The 13,751-nt window shown below is 37.2% G+C and carries 16 protein-coding genes, 1 pseudogene and 1 riboswitch; of the genes and pseudogenes, 15 read left to right on the forward strand and 2 right to left on the reverse strand.

The window, feature by feature from the left end; all coding sequences use genetic code 11:
• The first annotated feature begins 67 nt into the window (after positions 1–67).
• From urtC to urtE, 3 genes are all read left to right on the forward strand, one after another.
• Positions 68–1,237, forward strand: coding sequence for an urea ABC transporter permease subunit UrtC (gene urtC / locus STA7437_RS04675; RefSeq protein ID WP_015192225.1), 1,170 nt, complete (start codon positions 68–70; stop codon positions 1,235–1,237).
• Positions 1,238–1,348: 111 nt separating this feature from the next.
• Positions 1,349–2,101, forward strand: a complete 753-nt coding sequence (urtD, locus tag STA7437_RS04680; protein WP_015192226.1) for an urea ABC transporter ATP-binding protein UrtD — start codon at positions 1,349–1,351, stop codon at positions 2,099–2,101.
• A gap of 73 nt (positions 2,102–2,174) precedes the next feature.
• Positions 2,175–2,921, forward strand: a complete 747-nt coding sequence (urtE, locus tag STA7437_RS04685) for an urea ABC transporter ATP-binding subunit UrtE (protein WP_015192227.1) — start codon at positions 2,175–2,177, stop codon at positions 2,919–2,921.
• Between the two features lie 45 nt (positions 2,922–2,966).
• On the opposite strand, the gene STA7437_RS04690 is transcribed toward urtE, so the two are convergent.
• Positions 2,967–3,356 carry a hypothetical protein gene (locus STA7437_RS04690; protein ID WP_015192228.1) on the reverse strand — a complete coding sequence of 130 codons (390 nt, stop codon included), beginning with the start codon at positions 3,354–3,356 and terminating at the stop codon, positions 2,967–2,969.
• A 34-nt stretch (positions 3,357–3,390) separates the two neighbouring features.
• Positions 3,391–3,467, reverse strand: a riboswitch (Glutamine riboswitch).
• A gap of 160 nt (positions 3,468–3,627) precedes the next feature.
• On the opposite strand from STA7437_RS04690, the gene STA7437_RS04695 reads away from it, so the two are divergent.
• From STA7437_RS04695 to arsC, 12 genes and pseudogenes are all read left to right on the forward strand, one after another.
• On the forward strand, positions 3,628–4,086 hold the full coding sequence (locus tag STA7437_RS04695) for a hypothetical protein (RefSeq protein WP_015192229.1): 459 nt from the start codon (positions 3,628–3,630) through the stop codon (positions 4,084–4,086).
• A gap of 67 nt (positions 4,087–4,153) precedes the next feature.
• The gene (locus tag STA7437_RS04700) at positions 4,154–4,408 is read left to right on the forward strand and encodes a SemiSWEET transporter (protein ID WP_015192230.1); all 255 of its coding nucleotides are present in this window, start codon (positions 4,154–4,156) and stop codon (positions 4,406–4,408) included.
• 188 nt (positions 4,409–4,596) lie between these two features.
• Entirely contained in the window at positions 4,597–5,829 is a 1,233-nt protein-coding gene (gene sbcD / locus STA7437_RS04705; protein ID WP_015192231.1) for an exonuclease subunit SbcD, read from the forward strand.
• A gap of 110 nt (positions 5,830–5,939) precedes the next feature.
• Entirely contained in the window at positions 5,940–6,077 is a 138-nt protein-coding gene (locus STA7437_RS04710) for a photosystem II reaction center protein K (RefSeq protein WP_041619159.1), read from the forward strand.
• A gap of 148 nt (positions 6,078–6,225) precedes the next feature.
• Complete coding sequence (locus STA7437_RS04715) at positions 6,226–6,543, forward strand: ArsR/SmtB family transcription factor (protein ID WP_015192233.1); 318 nt, start codon at positions 6,226–6,228, stop codon at positions 6,541–6,543.
• A gap of 70 nt (positions 6,544–6,613) precedes the next feature.
• Positions 6,614–6,922, forward strand: a pseudogene (locus STA7437_RS27045) (phosphate ABC transporter ATP-binding protein); the annotation flags it as partial.
• A gap of 111 nt (positions 6,923–7,033) precedes the next feature.
• Positions 7,034–8,059, forward strand: a complete 1,026-nt coding sequence (locus STA7437_RS04725) for a PstS family phosphate ABC transporter substrate-binding protein (RefSeq protein WP_015192234.1) — start codon at positions 7,034–7,036, stop codon at positions 8,057–8,059.
• Between the two features lie 18 nt (positions 8,060–8,077).
• Entirely contained in the window at positions 8,078–9,232 is a 1,155-nt protein-coding gene (gene arsB / locus STA7437_RS04730; protein WP_015192235.1) for an ACR3 family arsenite efflux transporter, read from the forward strand.
• Between the two features lie 31 nt (positions 9,233–9,263).
• Positions 9,264–9,590 carry a protein-tyrosine phosphatase family protein gene (locus STA7437_RS04735; protein ID WP_051036032.1) on the forward strand — a complete coding sequence of 109 codons (327 nt, stop codon included), beginning with the start codon at positions 9,264–9,266 and terminating at the stop codon, positions 9,588–9,590.
• Positions 9,591–9,611: 21 nt separating this feature from the next.
• The gene (gene arsH / locus STA7437_RS04740; protein ID WP_015192236.1) at positions 9,612–10,235 is read left to right on the forward strand and encodes an arsenical resistance protein ArsH; all 624 of its coding nucleotides are present in this window, start codon (positions 9,612–9,614) and stop codon (positions 10,233–10,235) included.
• A 14-nt stretch (positions 10,236–10,249) separates the two neighbouring features.
• Positions 10,250–10,669 (forward strand): arsenate reductase ArsC, encoded by a 420-nt coding sequence (locus STA7437_RS04745; protein ID WP_015192237.1) that lies wholly within the window; start codon positions 10,250–10,252, stop codon positions 10,667–10,669.
• 28 nt (positions 10,670–10,697) lie between these two features.
• Complete coding sequence (gene arsC, locus STA7437_RS04750) at positions 10,698–11,093, forward strand: arsenate reductase, glutathione/glutaredoxin type (RefSeq protein WP_015192238.1); 396 nt, start codon at positions 10,698–10,700, stop codon at positions 11,091–11,093.
• Positions 11,094–11,506: 413 nt separating this feature from the next.
• Here arsC and STA7437_RS04755 read toward each other — a convergent pair whose 3' ends face one another.
• On the reverse strand, positions 11,507–13,600 hold the full coding sequence (locus STA7437_RS04755) for a TonB-dependent receptor plug domain-containing protein (protein ID WP_015192240.1): 2,094 nt from the start codon (positions 13,598–13,600) through the stop codon (positions 11,507–11,509).
• Positions 13,601–13,751: the final 151 nt, after the last annotated feature.

The raw sequence follows: 13,751 nt of genomic DNA on the forward strand, positions 1-13,751 counted from the left end.
GTAGGGGGAATTGCCCGTAAATTTATCAGTTATCAATTTGAAATTTATTACATGATAAAAATTAATCATGGATGTAGAAGTAAAAACCGGTTTTGAAAAAAGAAGAGAACAGCGACAAAAAAAATTAGTTGAAATAGTAACTATTGCTGTACTAACAATTGTTTTTGGAATTATTCTTCCTCTGTTCATCCCTGCATTTCGTTTGCGATTATTAGGAAGATTTATTTCATTAGCAATAGTCGCTCTTGGTATTGATTTAATTTGGGGTTATACAGGTTTATTAAGTTTAGGTCATGGTATCTTTTTTGCTTTAGGTGGTTATGCCCTAGCTATGCACCTAAATTTACAACCGCAAGGACAATTACCAGAATTTTTTACTCTTTATGGAGTCAGTGAATTACCTTGGTTTTGGCAACCTTTTAATTCTTTTTTAATCACAATTATTGCTTTAGTAGTCATTCCTGGAATTGTGGCAGGATTATTAGGTTATTTAGTCTTTCGCAACCGCATCAAAGGAGTTTACTTTTCAATTCTGACTCAAGCAGCTTTAATTGTTTTCTTTAACTTTTTCAACGGACAACAAAAATTAATTAATGGTACTAACGGACTTAAAACAGATACTCAAACTATCTTTGGTGTTTTAGCAAGTTCTCGTCAAGCTCAATTAGCATTTTATGAAATATCAATTATCTGTTTAATTTTAGTTTATTTATTATGTCGCTGGTTAACCATCGGAAGATTTGGCAGATTATTAGTAGCAATTAGAGATGATGAAACTAGGGTTCGTTTTTCTGGTTATAATCCCACAGGATATAAAGTTTTAGTCTTTGCAATTTCAGGCGCGATCGCAGGACTTGCTGGCGCATTATATACAGTTCAAACAGGAATTATTACTCCCAATGCAATGGATGTTGCTTTCTCAATTGAGATGGTAATTTGGGTAGCTGTAGGTGGTAGAGGAACATTAATTGGTGCTATTTTTGGAGTTTTATTAGTTAGATTGGCACAAACTTTCTTAAGCGAACGTTTTCCTGAAGTCTGGTTATTTTTCCAAGGTGCATTATTCTTAATTGTAGTTACTGTTCTTCCTACTGGAATTATTGGTTGGTGGCGTGATGATGGATGGGAAAAATTACTCAATTTCTTTGGTTATCGTCGTCCTGTAGTCACTTATCCTTCTTTAGAAGAAGACCCAGAAATTCAAAGAGAAAGAGAAGAATTAACCCCTAAACAGTGACCAGTTACCAGTGAACAGTTATCAGTTAACCATCAAAAAAAACTACTAACCGATAACTCCATCTGTGTTCATCTGTGTTTATCCGTGGACAAATAATTAACTATCAATCTAATGACTACTAGCAAAATCTTAGAAATTGAAAATCTAACTATAAATTTTGACGGATTTAAAGCTCTTAATAATCTTAATTTTAGTATGGATACTGGAGAATTAAGAGTTATTATTGGCCCTAACGGAGCAGGAAAAACAACATTTTTAGATGTAATTACTGGAAAAGTCCAGCCAACGGAAGGAAGAGTTTTATTTAAAGGCAAAAATATTAAGAAAACTCCAGAATATCAAATTGCTTGTTTAGGAATTGGTCGAAAATTTCAAACACCTAGAGTTTACTTAAATTTAACAGTTAGAGAAAATTTAGATTTAGTTTGTAATCGTAATAAAAGCGTTTTTTCTACCTTATTTAATCGTCCTGCTGCCACAGAAATGAGAACCGTAGCAGAATTATTAGAAACAATTGGTTTAGAAGCTAAAGCAGACTTAGCAGCAACTTTGCTTTCTCATGGGGAAAAACAACGTTTAGAAATCGGTATGTTAGTCGCTCAATCTCCTGATTTATTATTAGTAGATGAACCAGCAGCAGGATTAACCGATGAAGAGACAGAAAATGTAGGTGCTTTACTACTTTCTTTAGCAGAAAGTCATTCAATTATTGCGATCGAACATGATATGGAATTTGTCCGTCAAATAGCCAATAACAAAGTAACAGTTTTACATCAAGGTTCAGTACTTTGTGAAGGCACGATGGATCAAGTTCAAAATGACCCCCGTGTGATTGAAGTTTATTTGGGACAACCAATTACATAAAGTAAAAAGCGCGGAGCGTCGTGAGCGCAGCGAAGGATCAAAAGTAAAAAATTTTAAATTAGTCACATCAAAAATGCAAGTATTAAGTGTCGATCCTCAATTACCAAAAACAGATTTAATGTTGCAGGTTAGAAACCTGAATGTTTATTACGGAGAAAGTCATATTCTACGCAATGTAGATTTGAGTATCCCTTCAGGACAAATGGTATGTTTAATTGGACGCAATGGTGTAGGCAAAACTACCTTATTGAAAACCATTATGGGTTTATTAAAACCTCGTACTGGAGAAATTATTTTTAACGATTTACCGATTACTAAATTGCCAACCGATCGCCGTGCGAGAATGGGAATAGGTTATGTTCCCCAAGGAAGAGAGGTTATTCCTCGTGTCACAGTCAAAGAAAACTTACTTTTAGGTATAGAAGCTCGTCCTGAAGGAAGAAAAGGTAATGAAGAAATTCCTGAAGAGATTTTTGACCTTTTCCCTGTCCTGAAAACAATGTTATCTCGGATGGGTGGAGATTTAAGTGGTGGACAACAACAACAACTTGCGATCGCTCGTGCTTTAATGGGGAAACCTCGTTTATTGGTTTTAGACGAACCTACCGAAGGAATTCAACCTTCCATTATTCTGGAAATAGAAGCAGCAGTTAAACGAATTATTGAAGCTACAGGTATTTCAGTTTTGTTAGTTGAACAGCATTTACACTTTGTTCGTCAAGCAGATAGATATTATGCCATGCAAAAAGGTGGAATTGTTGCTTCTGGAAGTACTGATCAATTAAGTCAACAAGTAATTCAAAGATTTTTAGCTGTGTAGATTAAGATTACTGCATTTTTTGATTTTTCAGCAGTTTTTAACAAATTATCGATAATAAGTAACGCCACGATATTTTAATTGAATAGGTCGATCGCTTATACGATAAATTTTTGGGTTAAGTGCCAAAGTCAGATACCAACAGTGTTCGAGTCTTTTACGTTCATCCAATTGCCAATAAGTTTCTAACAATTGACTTTTGTAAACATACAAAAATAAAAAGGGATTTAAAACTCGTTTTGCGTCTGAGGGAAAAAATAGTTGTTTAAAATATCTTAGGAAAGGAAAATTGTTTTTAGTGGCAATTTTAGACTGAGCGGAAAATATTTCGCGATCGCTACGCGCCTCTGCTGCGCCAATACCGCTTTTTCCCTGAGTTTCTATTGATAATGGTGATTTATTGTTGTTGTATCGCACTCCCCGATATACTAATTCCATCAGTGTCACCTCTGTTCTGTTTTCTCGATTGTGAGGCGCGTTCCTTCAGGAGTTGAAACTTGTTCCTTACTTCCGTCTCTCTGAAGATTAAATTTTAGAGAGATGAACGATTTGTTATTCTTATTTTTATAATAAGTCATCTTTTAGTTGGTCAGATATCGGTCAAAAGGCTGAAATAGATAAACAATCAGCATTTAATGACTTTTATTGCTTCAACTTTGGCGACAAACTTCTTGAAATGATTCATTAAAATTAACATTGATGAAAATTGATGGTTCAAAATTGGTTGACAATAGATGGAGTAATTAAATCAGGACATCAAGTAGCTTCTGGATTAGCTGGTGATAGTCCTTATCCTCAAGGAACAATTGAAATGCAATTACCATTTTTTCAAGAGCGAGGATTAAATTTAAGCTCATTCTTTTTGGGTACTTTAAATATTTCGATTGCACCTGCTACTTTTATTTTGAAGCATCCAGAATATACTTTTAAGCAAGTTCAATGGCATCCTGATTATCTTGCGGAAGATTTTTCTTTTTCTGCTTGTCAAATTATTTTTCAAACAAAAAATTATAATGGTTGGATTTATTATCCTCATCCAGAAACTAAAATTGGACATTTTCAAGATAATTCAACTATAGAAGTTATTGCACCATTTATTCCTTCTTTGAATTATGGAAACCGCGTTGATTTATTGATTAATCCTGATGCAGTAATTATTGTTAATTAATTGATTGTTTTTTACCAATTAAATTTATTAGATTAAAAACAAACTATTTTTTTAAAAGAACCAAAAGATGAATTTGATTACTGTAATTGGTTTGCTTGCAGGTGGTTTGACCACGATCGCTTTTCTTCCTCAAGTTCTTAAAACCTGGAAAAGTAAATCGGCTAAAGATATTTCTTTGGGAATGTTTTTTACTTTTTGTACGGGAGTATTTTTATGGATAATTTATGGTTTTTGTGTTAATGATCTTCCTGTGGTAGTTGCTAATATTATGACTTTTATTTTTGCTTCAACAATTTTGTATTTTAAATTTAAATATGGTTAAAAAATTTGTCCACAGATGAACTCAGATGGAGTTATTAATTGATAGTGTTTTTTTATAAATCTGTCAACAATTAGGGTGATAATAATAAGTTTTAAAATAATTTGATTTGCTCTCTTGATTGTAGTTTTTTTGTTTGAGAATTTATAGTATCAGCAATATTTTATTCACAACATCTATAGAGAATTATTATGATCAAAGTCCTTCATTTAGCAGATATTCATTTGGGCAGTGGTTTCTCTCACGGTAGAATTAATCCTGAAACTGGAATAAATACTCGTTTAGAAGATTTTGTTAAAACTTTAAGTATCTGTATTGACAGAGCGATCGCAGAACCTGTAGATGTAGTTTTATTTGCTGGTGATGCTTTTCCTGATGCCACACCTGCACCTTTTATTCATGAAGCTTTTGCTAGTCAGTTTCGCCGTTTAGCTGATGCCAATATTCCTACTATTCTTTTAGTAGGCAATCACGATCAACATTCTCAAGGCAATGGAGGAGCGAGTTTATGTATTTATCGTACCTTAGTAGTGCCTGGATTTATTGTAGGCGATCGCATTACTACTCATCGCATTGATACTGCTAATGGTAGTCTGCAAGTGATTACTTTACCTTGGTTGAATCGTTCGACGCTGCTTACTCGTCCAGAAACAGAAGGTTTATCATTAGAAGAAGTCCATCAATTATTAATCGAAAAGTTACAACCAGTTTTAGAAGCAGAGATTCGTCGTCTCGAGCCTAATTTACCTACGATCTTGTTAGGTCATTTGATGGCAGATCGTGCTAATTTGGGTGCAGAAAGATTACTCGCAGTAGGAAAAGGATTTAGCATTCCCCTATCTTTGTTAATTCGTCCTGAATTTGATTATGTCGCTTTAGGTCACGTTCACAAACATCAAAATCTCAACAAAACTAACGATCCTCCGATCATTTATCCTGGCAGTATTGAAAGAGTTGATTTTAGCGAAGAAAAAGAAGATAAAGGCTATGTTTTATTAGAAATAACGAAAGAAAAAGTAAATTGGGAATTTTGTCCCTTACCCGTTCGTCCTTTTTGTACGATTAATTTAGATATTTCTAGTGCAGAAGATCCTCAAGAAGCAGTGTTAAATGCGATCGCAAAAGAACCAATTGAAGATGCTGTAGTCAGACTAATTTATCAAATCCGCTCTGAACAATTAGAATTAATTAATACAACTGCACTTTATCAAGCTCTTCAACCCGCCCATAGTTACACCATTCGTCCTGAATTAGTTAGTCAGTTAGCTCGTCCACGTCTGCCAGAATTGGGAGTAGAAAACACCCTCGATCCCATTGCTGCACTAAAAACCTATTTAAATAACCGCGAAGATTTACAAGAGCTTAAAACGGATTTAATTACTGCTGCTCAAGGGTTGTTAGCTAAAGATACGATAGAAAATTAGGCAGGAAAGAATGGATAACTGGTAACCGATGAGAGGATCGTTTATACATATCCAAATCGTGATACCATTGCTACTATCTTTAAGAAAATTTTTGGAAGGTAGATAGATATATGGAAGCAGCAATGCTATTAGCAAAGCTACCAGAAGCCTACGCTATTTTTAACCCTTTAGTAGATGTTCTGCCCTTGATTCCCTTATTTTTCCTTTTACTGGCTTTTGTTTGGCAAGCAGCAGTGGGATTTAGATAAGTCTTCTGGCTGGAAAATAAAAAAATAACATCTCAAAAATTGTTTAATTGGCATCTTGATTGGATGCCTTTTTTATTACCAGGAAGGATGTGTTTAGCCACCTGGTTAGTAATGAGTCTAAAATAAAAAAACATTTCAAATAAAGTTGATGCAAGTTACTACTTCAGATTTAACCCAAATTTGGGCTGGTTTTCACGCGCTGTCAGAACCATTAAGGCTACAAATTATCGAACTACTGCACTCTCATGAATTATGTGTTTGTGAACTGTGTAACAAACTAGAGGTAAGCCAATCAAAGCTCTCATTCCACCTGAAAACTCTTAAGGAAGCTAATTTAGTTCGCGCTCGACAAGAAGGACGCTGGATTTACTATAGTCTTAATTTGGCTCAGTTTATTGTTCTAGAACAATATTTAGCAGAATATCGACGTTTTGGGGATATTTTACCAGCTAGAGGCTGTGATTAAAGATTAAATTTTTTTGTTGAGAAAAAAATATAGAAAATAGAGATTCCTTCGATTCTTATTCAAACTTCATATCTGTATTGCAAGGGCGATCGCTATTGAACCAGAAGTATTGCTGATGGATGAGCCTTGTTCTGCCCTCGATCCCATTTCTACTCTCAAAATTGAAGAGTTAATTCAGCAGCTTAAACAAACTTATACCATTGTGATCGTAACTCATAATATGCAACAGGCAAGTCGTGCTTCGGACATGGCTGCTTTTTTTAATGTCGTGACTTCTGAAGAAGGAAAACGCTCTGGTTATTTAGTCGAATATAACCAAACAGCAAAATTGTTTAACAATCAATCAACCCAAGAATACGTCAGTGGTCGTTTTGGCTAATTTGGTGATCTTTTAGCGATCTGCTACTTCTATCCATCAAAAATATTTGATGCATCAAGGTTATTTGATATATAATTAAAATCGGTTCCACAATTGTGAGTGGAGAAAAAAATGAATATTTTGAACAAAATACCGCTAAAAGTATCTCAATTCATAGCTTTTGGAGTAGGTACAGCACTGGTAGCTGTTGCCATTCCCCTGGCTTCTCAAGAAAAACAATCAATAAAAGTTGATGGTTCTAGCACTGTCTATCCCATCACCAAAAAAATCATCGAAGAGTATCAAGCCAATCAAAAACAACCAGTAAATATTGAGAGCAATTTTTCTGGGACAGGAGGTGGGTTTGATAAGTTTTGTCGTGGGGAAACTGATATTAATAATGCTTCCCGTCCGATTCAACTCGATGAGATGGAAGCCTGTAACAACTCAGAAGTTCGTTATATCGAATTACCTGTTGCCTTTGATGCGCTCACAGTGGTGGTCAATCCTCAAAACAATTGGTTAGAAAGCATTACTCTTGAGGAATTAGCCAAGATTTGGTCGCCAGAGGCAGAGGGAAAAATTACACATTGGAATCAAGTTAGACCAGATTTTCCCGACCAACCTCTTAATCTTTATTCTCCTGGGAGAGATTCAGGGACTTTTGATTATTTCACTGAAGCTGTTATAGGAGAAGTGGGGTCAAGTCGTAACGATCTTACTGCTAGTGAAGATGATGATGCTTTAGTTCAAGGAGTCAGTCAAGATCCTAACGCTTTGGGTTATTTTGGTTTAGCCTATTACGAGCAACGTGCCAATGAAATGAAAGCTATAGCTGTCGATAGCGGTAAGGGCGCAGTTTTACCTTCCAGAGAAACTGTTGAACAAGCTCAGTACCAACCTTTGTCCCGTCCCTTATTTATATACGTCAACGCAGCTTCAGCGCAGAAAAACCAAACTTTGAGAGAATTTATCGATTTTTATCTTGCTCAAGCACCAGAGCTAGTAACTCAAGTCGGTTATGTTCCTCTACCAGAAGAAGCTTATCACATTGATAAAGTTACTTTCCACAAAGGTGAAGTGGGAACTGTGTTTGAAGGCAAATCCCAATTCAACCTGACCATACCTGAGTTATTACGGAAACAAGCTCGATTTTAATTTTTAAGTAGAAGTTTTATGAATCCTGAAAGTCCAGAAATCAACGAGCGAGCGGTTAAAGCTGGCAGCCAACTGAGTTTCTTTGAGAAATACCTGACTATCTGGGTTGCTCTTTGTATTATTGCGGGGATTGTTCTTGGAAAAACCTTTCCTGGGGTAGCTCAATCCTTGGATGCCATGAGCATTTATAACGTCTCAATTCCCATTGCCATCTGTCTGTTTTTCATGATGTACCCAATCATGGTGAAAATTGACTTTTCTCAGGCAAAGAAGGCAGTAAAGTCACCCAAACCAGTATTATTAACCCTAGTAATTAACTGGCTAGTCAAACCGTTTACCATGGTAGCATTTGCTCAGTTTTTTCTGGGCTGGTTATTTCTGCCTTTATTATCGCAAACTGAACTGATCAGAGGTGTGGAAGTCACTCTAGCTAATTCCTACATTGCAGGAACGATTTTACTAGGTATTGCACCTTGTACGGCGATGGTACTGATGTGGGGCTATCTCTCTTACAGCAACCAAGGACATACTTTAGTAATGGTGGCGGTTAATTCCCTAGCTATGTTGTTTCTTTACGCACCATTAGGAAAATGGCTACTGTCTGCCAATAATCTGACTGTACCTTGGGAAACTATTGTTTTATCAGTTTTAATTTATGTTGGGTTGCCTTTACTAGCAGGAGTTCTCAGTAGACAATGGATTTTTCAGCATAAAGGAAGACGTTGGTTTGAAGAGAACTTTCTTCACTATCTTTCCCCAGTTGCGATCGCAGCATTACTGTTAACCTTAGTTCTCTTGTTTGCTTTCAAAGGAGAATTAATTGTTAATAATCCTCTGCATATCTTATTAATTGCTATTCCGTTATTTATTCAGACTAACTTTATTTTCTTAATTAGCTATGTAGCAGCCCTAAAACTCAGATTAGACTACGAAGATGCAGCCCCCGCAGCCTTAATTGGAGCAAGTAATCACTTTGAAGTTGCGATCGCAACTGCGGTAGTTTTATTTGGGTTAAATTCTGGTGCAGCTTTAGCCACTGTAGTTGGGGTACTAATTGAAGTACCTGTAATGTTGATGTTGGTGGAAGTTTGTAAGCGTACTGCTAATTGGTTTCCTAGACATCCTGAAAAAGCAACCTTGCTTGACCCTCGTTGTGCAAGTCCTTATCGGTAATTTCAATGAAATTAAATAAAATACTTCTACTATGGACGAGCCTTCAGGTATAAAAGAATATGAAGAGGCTGGGTTTCAAGCTCTCTGGCTGCCAATTACGGGGGGTAAACCGCCAACTGTCAAACAAGTCAAGCAGTTTGTTCGATTTGCCAAACCATTAATAGAAGAGAATCAAGCAGTAGTAGTTCACTGTACCAGTGGAAATCGTCGAATGGGAACATTAGTAGCTGCTTACTTAGTTGCAGAAGGGGAATTAGCAGAAACCGCAATTTCCCTTGTTGAAAAAGCACGTCCTACAGCCGAACTCAGGGAAGCACAAAAAGAATTTTTGTTTAATTTGTCTCAGTTACTAGCATAGTTTTATCGAGCAACACCAAGCATGACTACATTCAATCATCCACCAAGAATTTTATTTTTATACGGTTCATTAAGAGAACGTTCTTACAGTCGCCTTTTAGCAGAAGAAGCAGCCAGAATTATTACTGATATGGGGGCAGAAGTTAAATTTTTTCATCCCGACGAATTACCACTAAGAGGACAGGTAGAAGAAACTCATCCTCAAGTACAGAAGTTACGAGAATTAAGTCAGTGGTCTGAAGGTCAGGTGTGGTCTTCTCCTGAAATGCACGGTAATGTGACGGGTATTCTCAAAAATCAGATTGATTGGATACCTCTAAGCATCGGTGCAGTGCGACCAACTCAAGGAAAAACTCTAGCGGTAATGCAAGTTAGCGGAGGTTCGCAGTCTTTTAATGCCGTTAATACTATGCGGATTTTAGGGCGATGGATGCGAATGTTTACTATTCCTAATCAATCTTCAGTAGCCAAAGCTTACCAAGAGTTTAATGAAGATGGCACAATGAAAGATTCTCCCTACAGAGACAGGGTAATAGATGTAATGGAAGAATTATATAAATTTACCCTGCTACTACGAGATAAGGTGGATTATTTGACTGACCGTTACAGCGAACGTAAGGAAAGAGAGCTAGCTAACAGTAGATAGAGTAAATTAAACAAATGAACATCTTATTTATGTGCGTTGCCAATTCTGCTCGTTCTCAGATGGCTGAAGCACTAGCAAAGGATATTTTAGGAGAAAAAGTAACGGTAATGAGTGCAGGGATTCATCCCGCAGTTACGGTTCATTCTGAGGCTGTAGCAGCTATGGAGGAAATCGGTTTTGATATTTCTTCTGCTAAACCCAAGCTACATGGCAATTTACCACCCAGTTTTTTAGCCAATCTCGATTACGTAATTACAGTTTGTGAAGAAGAACTTTGCCCCGAACTAACTACGAGAAAAGAACGTCTGCGTTGGTCTTTTCCCGACCCTGTATTACTGCAAGGAGAAGAACAAAAACAAGCTTTTCGAGAGATTCGTAATGAGTTAGAGCAAAAAATCTTCGATTTTGGTCATCACCATCAACTTTTAGCTTAATCACTATAAATTATCTGGAGCAAAAACTATGAAAAAAGTAATGTTTGTCTGCAAAAGAAATTCCTGTCGCTCCCAAATGGCTGAAGGTTGGGCAAAAACACTAGGAGAAGGCAAAATTGAAGTGACATCTTCTGGGTTAGAAGCTAGTCGAGTACATCCCACAGCTATTGAGGTGATGTCAGAAGTTGGCATTGATATCAGTAGCCAAACTTCAGATCCTTTGAGTAATTTTAATGCCGATGATTACGATGCAGTCATTTCCATGTGTGGTTGTGGAGTTAATTTACCACCTGAATGGGTAACACAAGAAGTTTTTGAAGATTGGGAATTAGATGATCCTGATGGACAACCAATAGAAACTTTTTATCGTGTCAGAGATGAAATCAAAAAGCGAGTAGCAAATTTAATCGACCAACTTAAGTGATCCCTCTTTTGTCACTAACGGGATTTGTGAGAAGTTTACGTGGTTTCAGCCAACGAAAAATTAAGCTTAGACCTCAAAATGACAAAAGAGGGTTAAGGGTGTGGTCTTATCTTCTGGCACTCAGGTTAAGTTCCCTCCTCATATTGGCGAATGTTTGGCATTTATGGCACAAGAGAATGCAGAGATCGAATCGAAGTTCAGGGATTTGGTGTTGAAAATGAATATGGAAGAATGATCGAAGCATCAACACTTGTAGTTAATGGTGAACCACTCAATGTCTTGAGTGAAAAACCTTTTTAATCTTTTTCTAAAACATTAGATAGACATCTCCAAAAATTAGATTTTGAGCCTGGTTTAATTATTGGAGATGTTTAACTGCGAGCGGTAAGAGAGTACCCTTGACATTCTCCTAACTAGAAATTTGATTGAAGACCAAGCCGAAAGGTCAAACCAGGTTGATAAATTCTATTAGCCTTCTCGTAAGTATTATCTGTTAAGTTTTCCAAGAAAACTGTTAGCTGCATTTTCTCAAAGATAGGGATTTGCAGTCCTAAATCCAAACTAACCCAAGAAGGCGAAAAGTCAGTAATTGCGTCTTCTGGATTGGTAAACAATGCTCGTCGCGCACCACTGTAATAGTTTGCATAGAGGTTGACTCGCCAGTCCTTAGGAGAAGCATAACCTATGCCCAATTGAGCAACAGAATAAGGAACTAGTGCCAATTGTAGACCCTTCTGCAAACCTGTTTTAATTTCAGCATCGGTATAAGTATAGTTAAGAAAAGTTTTCCATTGAGGCGAAATTTGCCAATTGAGTGCTACTTCTAGTCCATTCGTATTAACCAGACCAATATTTTCCCATCGTCCCTCACTAATGCCGAGACGGTCATCTAAGCTACTGCCAAAGTAAGTAAATTGACCAGTCAATCCTGGTGTGAACAGAACATCGACCCCTGCTGTCCAAGTAGATCCCTTTTCTGGTTCGAGATCTGGATTTGATAGCCAATTGTGAACCGTATCAAATACATAAAGTTGATCTAGTCCTGGATTGCGCTGTACTGATGCCCAACTACCTCGTAGGGCAAGAAATGGTGTAATGTCCCAACGAGTTCCGACACTAGGATTGAGATAGTTGCCAAATTCGCTGTTAAAGTTTTGCCGTAAGCCAAATTCTGTCTGAAACGTGTCGGTAATTTTCCAAGTGTTGAGAGCAAATAGCGCAGTGTGAAAACGTTCTCGTTCTTCAGTGCCATTGAGTTGGGCAAGTTGGGGAACGTTGCTGGAAACTTCGCCAGTCAGAAACGAATTTTGCAAATCTACACCCCAGCGTAGATTATTGTTGGCAGCAGTCTGCCAGTCGTGTTCCAATCTGCCATTAACTGCTCGTGAATTAAGAGTGCCAGTTCGGTAAAAAATATCTTGCGTAGGACCGTAAGTATTAAAGTAATCTTGATTAAAAGAAATAGTAGTTTTTAATTCTGAGTCTTCCCCTTGACCCAGCATAGATTTCCAAGATAATCCAATATTTAGTTTATCGTGATCGAGGCGATCGCGCTGTAAGGGAAAGCCAAAGTAAAGCAATCCACGACGACTTGTTATTTTGGAAATATCTAAACTGAGGTTGTTACGCGGATTGAGATCGAACGAAAGATTACCATAGTAGTTTTCTACAGAAGAGTCTCCATTAAATAAGCGTCCATCAGGTCCGCGATTAGCAGCACCAACAGGAACGCGATAATCGTTTTCTGCCTCAAATCTCTCATAATTCAAAGCATAGCTAAATTTTTTTGTTCCGCCACTAAAGCTTCCTTGAAACCGAGATTGGTCATAAGAACCAAACTGAGCGACTCCATTGGGTCTAGGTGGTCCTTCTCCCTGTTTAGTTGTAATGTTGACCACTCCACCTAAAGCTTCTGAACCGTAAAGAGTCGTGCTAGTGCCACTTGATAATTCTACTTCCTCAATATCTCCTGAAAGAATGCTATTGAGATCGGTTGCACCATGGTAAGTACTTATGTTAGTACCAATCGGTCTACCATTTAACAAAAATACGGACTGGTTAATTGAAGCCCCTCGATAATAAGTTCCTGTATGAATATCTGCTCCATACCCAAAATCGTTGATAGCAAAGCCTGGCAAGCTCCGCAGTGTCTCAGAAAGAGTATCGACACCTTGGTCGCGGATTTGATCTGCATCAATTGTATACACTGGGGTAGACCCTTTTGATGGCTCGGGTTGCCCTCGAATAAAAATTTCAATTTCTTGCTCGATGTCCGAATCTTCTTCTTTATCTGCTAAAAGCGATCGCTCAACTGGGATTGATTCCGACTCTTGAGCTAGCAATTCGCTTATTTTAAACAGTTCTGACCGTTGAGAGGAACTAGCGGGAAACAAATTGATCAAGCGTACTTTGAATTTAGTAGTATTAGCAACAGGCTCTGCCAAACTAATCGATGCCATTCCCAGAGTAAGGGAAGTAGTAGCTATAAACAACAGTTTCAGGAGCATTATTTTCAATATAACTTTTCACACCAAACAAAATTAGCGAATTTGTTTTGCCGTTTCTTAGTTTTGCTCAGGCAAACACAATCTAAAATATTTTTTCGTTAACGCTTTAGTTATGTCAAAAGACAATCTGTCAAAGTTGTAGCTTTTTGTT

Source organism: Stanieria cyanosphaera PCC 7437 (assembly GCF_000317575.1).
In the GTDB taxonomy this organism is placed as follows: Bacteria; Cyanobacteriota; Cyanobacteriia; order Cyanobacteriales; family Xenococcaceae; genus Stanieria; species Stanieria cyanosphaera.

Bases quoted from the DNA above. Each gene is read 5' to 3' on its own strand.
- STA7437_RS04715 (WP_015192233.1), top strand. From the start codon at position 6,226: ATGCAAGTTACTACTTCAGATTTAACCCAAATTTGGGCTGGTTTTCAC.
- arsC (WP_015192238.1), top strand. From the start codon at position 10,698: ATGAAAAAAGTAATGTTTGTCTGCAAAAGAAATTCCTGTCGCTCCCAA.
- STA7437_RS04745 (WP_015192237.1), top strand. From the start codon at position 10,250: ATGAACATCTTATTTATGTGCGTTGCCAATTCTGCTCGTTCTCAGATG.
- STA7437_RS04735 (WP_051036032.1), top strand. From the start codon at position 9,264: ATGGACGAGCCTTCAGGTATAAAAGAATATGAAGAGGCTGGGTTTCAA.
- STA7437_RS04695 (WP_015192229.1), top strand. From the start codon at position 3,628: ATGGTTCAAAATTGGTTGACAATAGATGGAGTAATTAAATCAGGACAT.
- STA7437_RS04755 (WP_015192240.1), bottom strand. From the start codon at position 13,600: ATGCTCCTGAAACTGTTGTTTATAGCTACTACTTCCCTTACTCTGGGA.
- sbcD (WP_015192231.1), top strand. From the start codon at position 4,597: ATGATCAAAGTCCTTCATTTAGCAGATATTCATTTGGGCAGTGGTTTC.
- STA7437_RS04690 (WP_015192228.1), bottom strand. From the start codon at position 3,356: ATGGAATTAGTATATCGGGGAGTGCGATACAACAACAATAAATCACCA.
- STA7437_RS04710 (WP_041619159.1), top strand. From the start codon at position 5,940: ATGGAAGCAGCAATGCTATTAGCAAAGCTACCAGAAGCCTACGCTATT.
- arsH (WP_015192236.1), top strand. From the start codon at position 9,612: ATGACTACATTCAATCATCCACCAAGAATTTTATTTTTATACGGTTCA.
- arsB (WP_015192235.1), top strand. From the start codon at position 8,078: ATGAATCCTGAAAGTCCAGAAATCAACGAGCGAGCGGTTAAAGCTGGC.
- urtE (WP_015192227.1), top strand. From the start codon at position 2,175: ATGCAAGTATTAAGTGTCGATCCTCAATTACCAAAAACAGATTTAATG.
- STA7437_RS04700 (WP_015192230.1), top strand. From the start codon at position 4,154: ATGAATTTGATTACTGTAATTGGTTTGCTTGCAGGTGGTTTGACCACG.
- urtC (WP_015192225.1), top strand. From the start codon at position 68: ATGGATGTAGAAGTAAAAACCGGTTTTGAAAAAAGAAGAGAACAGCGA.
- urtD (WP_015192226.1), top strand. From the start codon at position 1,349: ATGACTACTAGCAAAATCTTAGAAATTGAAAATCTAACTATAAATTTT.
- STA7437_RS04725 (WP_015192234.1), top strand. From the start codon at position 7,034: ATGAATATTTTGAACAAAATACCGCTAAAAGTATCTCAATTCATAGCT.